This window comes from Clostridium lamae, assembly GCF_033043255.1.
Classification (GTDB): domain Bacteria; phylum Bacillota; class Clostridia; order Clostridiales; family Clostridiaceae; genus Clostridium; species Clostridium lamae.
Genome location: NZ_JASCQJ010000075.1, coordinates 1 through 3823, shown reverse-complemented (window position 1 = coordinate 3823; position 3823 = coordinate 1). Strand labels below are relative to the sequence as shown.

Sequence of the window (3823 nt, the reverse complement as noted above, 5' to 3'; positions counted from 1 at the left end):
AGTATAAGTTTTTTATTAAAAGTATTAAAGCTTTCCTTAAAGTCTCCATTATTCGTTATTATGTTAAGTAAAGTAATTTATTTTATAAAAACTAATATGAGAAAATTGATTTATAGATAGAGGGATATAAAGATGGAATTAATTGAAAAAATGTTTAAGATAAAATTATTAGATGATAGTGTATACTTCAAAATAACTTTTGTTTTATGGACACTAGTTCATTCACTTAGTTTAGGACAATATATAACATCATATGCATCCCCAATAATAATTTTATGGGGTGGATTATTAGTTATAAAGAAATTGTTATTTGAGGGCAAGGGTTTTCCTAAGAGATACTATATTCTTATATTTGCGTTTTTATTATCATATGTAATAACTATTATAGTAAATATTAAAATGAATCTAGTAGGAAATACTAAGACGTTAATCTGGTGTATAATAATGATGATTGCCTTATTTATTAATGATTTTAATAAAAGTAAGGAAGAAATTTTGAGTGATATCTATAGAGTGTGTAGAGCGGTGGTTGTAGGAACATTAATTATATCTGGAATTTCAATTTTATTATTTTTATTTAATATTAATTTTTGGGTAAACAGAGTTGATGGTTCAAGAATACCACAAGGATATTATGCTGCAAGATTATGGGGGATTTATGTAGATCCTAATCAATCATGTAATGTAGCTATTATATCAATGGCGTTATCAGCAGTTTTATTGGTAGCAAAAAGATCATTAAATAAAATAATTTTAATAATTAATATAATAGTACAGTATGAATTAATTGTATTATCAGGATCTAGAGGGGGAGAAATAGGATTTATTTTCTTCCTAACTTGTGTGTTATACTTATTTATAGAAAAAAGAATTGAATTAAAAATAAATAATAAAACTTTAAGAGTTTCTTTAAGCATTATTTTGGGATTGATACTAACAATTGCATTAATGTCTACATTCAAACTTAATAGAAAATATGTATCGTTTATTCCTAAGACTGTACATAATACAATAGATTCTTCTAAAGATCATGAAATTGATAATATTACAGTAGAAAGACCTGATGTTGAAACATCAAATGGTAGAATAGAGTTATGGACTGATGCATTAAGATTGAGCAAACAAATACCTATTTTTGGAGTAGGAGATAGAAATATAATGTTGGTAGCCCAAGAAAAGATTCCAGGAGCATCAATTACAGACCAATATGTACATAATGGATATTTACATATGCTATTAGCAGGGGGAATAGTTGGATTAGTGATTATGATGGTACTTATTATAGAAATAGTAGTATCAATTATAAATAAAATATTTACTAAGAAAAGGGCTAATAGTGAGTATTTTATTTATGGAATTATATCTGCAATGATAGGTTCAATGTTATTAACAACTGTTTTTCTTACTGAAGTATTCTATCAAAATTCATTTACTGCAACTATTTTATGGATATTTATGGGGTATATTATTTATTTAAATAAAAAGGAGATATTTACTTGTAAGTAAATAAATTAGGAGGAGTTATGGATAATATAGTTTTATCAATTGTTGTTCCAGTCTATAATGTTGAAAAGTATATTGATGGATGTATCAATAGCGTTATAGAGAACTATTGCAATGGAATAGAAGTAATTTTAGTAGATGATGGATCAAAGGATAGTAGTTCTAAAACTTGTGATGAATATGCTGCAAAATATGATTATATAAGCGTAATTCACAAGGAAAACGGGGGATTATCTTCAGCAAGAAATGCTGGAATTAGAAAAGCACAGGGTGAGTATATTTGGTTTATTGATAGTGATGACTATGTTAAAGATGGTAGTATAGAAAAAATAATCAAGTATACTTATAACAATACAGATTTAATACTAGGAAGTTATTGTGATGTTTTGCCTAATGGACAGATAATTGAAGATGAGTTGCCTCAACCTGAAAAAGGATTAAAGGCGTATGAGTATTTTTATAATATTGGTAGTTGTAGTTATGCGGCTGTTAGATCAGTATGTAAAAGGAGTTTTATATTAGAGAACAATTTATTTTTTACCGAAGGAATATATCATGAGGACGAAGATTGGACTCCAAGGGTATTATGTAGTGCTAAGACATTTTGTGTTATGACAGGAACAGTTTATTATTATAGAGTAGGTAACCCGCAGTCTATAATTACTACTCCAAATCCTAAAAAAATATATGATAAGTTATTTGTAGCTACAAGGATGTATGATAGAATAAAGGATGAAAAAATAGACGGTATAAAGAAAAGCTTTCTTCAGTATAGAATGGAGCACAATTTTACAGCAGCTATAAATGAAGTTGTTTTATATAATGGAAGTGAACGAAATAAAATTGTTAAAGCAATAAAAGATAAGATTTATTTATTAGATGAAGTAGATACTACAAAATCTAAGTTGATTTTAAACTCAATTAAATTAATTGGTATAGAAAATACATCAAGATTATTAAGAGTAAGAAATAAATCAAAAAAATACTTAAAAAAATAATAAGAAACAGGGATTTTATCCTTGTTTCTTATTATTTTTAAGTATTGTATTAATATAGTAATTTTCAATACCTAAGATAACAAGCATTGTAATTAATACCTTAGGAGCACTATAAAAATTATCTATTAGATTCATAAAATTAATTGATATGAATCCAGCAATAATTCCAATGGATAAATTTGATATATACTTATTATTGCATCTTCTTATTAATTTTATCGTTGTATAGATTGTAAATAGCAAAAATAATAAGAAAAAGATACTACCCAATATACCTAGTTCAACCTGAAATTTTAAGAAAACATTATGAGGATGAAGTGCTATGTAATTTTCAGAAACTAGTAAAGAGCTTGGATCTCTGTTAACATAAATAGGATATTGATACTGAAAATTTTCATAACCTATGCCTAATAAAGGATTATCATGTATCATTAATCTTGTTGTTTCCCATATTTTAAATCTTGATGAATTTTGGGTGAAATCAAAAATTTGAAGTATTCTTACTCTGCTTTGAGGAATAACAAGTAGTAAGATTGGGAAAACAAAAGAGGCTATAATAAAACGCTTGTCATATAATACAGCAATTATTACAATACCTATTATTAATCCAATTAGAGAATTTCTAGATTGTGAAAATACAATATTTATTAACAACAGTATTGAAGAAAAAGTATATATAAGTTTATGTGTTTTTTTCTTTGAATTAATAATTAACATTAATACTATAAATAAAGCAAGTAAGGAATATGCCCCTAAATTGTTGGAGTTTTCTAAAAATGAAGATATTCTATTATTGGTATTAGTTAAACTTTCTCCTATGGATATTAATTTGATAATCTGGTATATACTTATAATACTACTGAAAATAGCTGTAATTATAAAAGAATTTGTTATTACTGTAATATTCTTTTTGTTTTCAACAGTATATGAAATTAAATAAAAGATAAATAGATATAATGAGAAACGAATACTGTTTGTAAAGGCTACTCTCTTATTTATAGCTACGAAAGTTGATGCATACATTGATAAGTTTAAAAGAATTAAAGAAATAAATAACTTATCTTTATATATGGATTTAATAATATTTATAACTTTTAATCTATATTCTTTAATTAATAAAAAACATAAAGTGTTTACCAATATTAAGGAATATATAATTATGTCGCTAGAATATTTACCATAGGTAGGAAGAATAGGGTATAAAATAACAAAAATTAGTAATAGTATATAATTTAAATCCTTATAAAATTTCATTTTAAAAACTCCTTAACCAATATGATTATTAATTATAGAATTTCACTAATTATATGTCAACTATTGCC

3 protein-coding genes are annotated in these 3823 nt (G+C 25.1%); 2 read left to right on the top strand and 1 reads right to left on the bottom strand.

What is annotated here, in order from left to right; genetic code table 11:
• Nucleotides 1-132 precede the first annotated feature (132 nt).
• Nucleotides 133-1506 (top strand): O-antigen ligase family protein, encoded by a 1374-nt coding sequence (locus QK892_RS18260; protein ID WP_317274975.1) that lies wholly within the window; start codon nt 133-135, stop codon nt 1504-1506.
• Between the two features lie 17 nt (nt 1507-1523).
• Complete coding sequence (locus QK892_RS18255) at nt 1524-2501, top strand: glycosyltransferase (RefSeq protein WP_317274974.1); 978 nt, start codon at nt 1524-1526, stop codon at nt 2499-2501.
• A gap of 15 nt (nt 2502-2516) precedes the next feature.
• Here QK892_RS18255 and QK892_RS18250 read toward each other — a convergent pair whose 3' ends face one another.
• Complete coding sequence (locus QK892_RS18250; protein ID WP_317274973.1) at nt 2517-3755, bottom strand: O-antigen ligase family protein; 1239 nt, start codon at nt 3753-3755, stop codon at nt 2517-2519.
• Nucleotides 3756-3823 lie beyond the last annotated feature (68 nt).

Excerpts from the sequence above, each read along its gene's own strand:
- QK892_RS18255 (WP_317274974.1), top strand. The coding sequence starts at position 1,524 with ATGGATAATATAGTTTTATCAATTGTTGTTCCAGTCTATAATGTTGAA.
- QK892_RS18250 (WP_317274973.1), bottom strand. The coding sequence starts at position 3,755 with ATGAAATTTTATAAGGATTTAAATTATATACTATTACTAATTTTTGTT.
- QK892_RS18260 (WP_317274975.1), top strand. The coding sequence starts at position 133 with ATGGAATTAATTGAAAAAATGTTTAAGATAAAATTATTAGATGATAGT.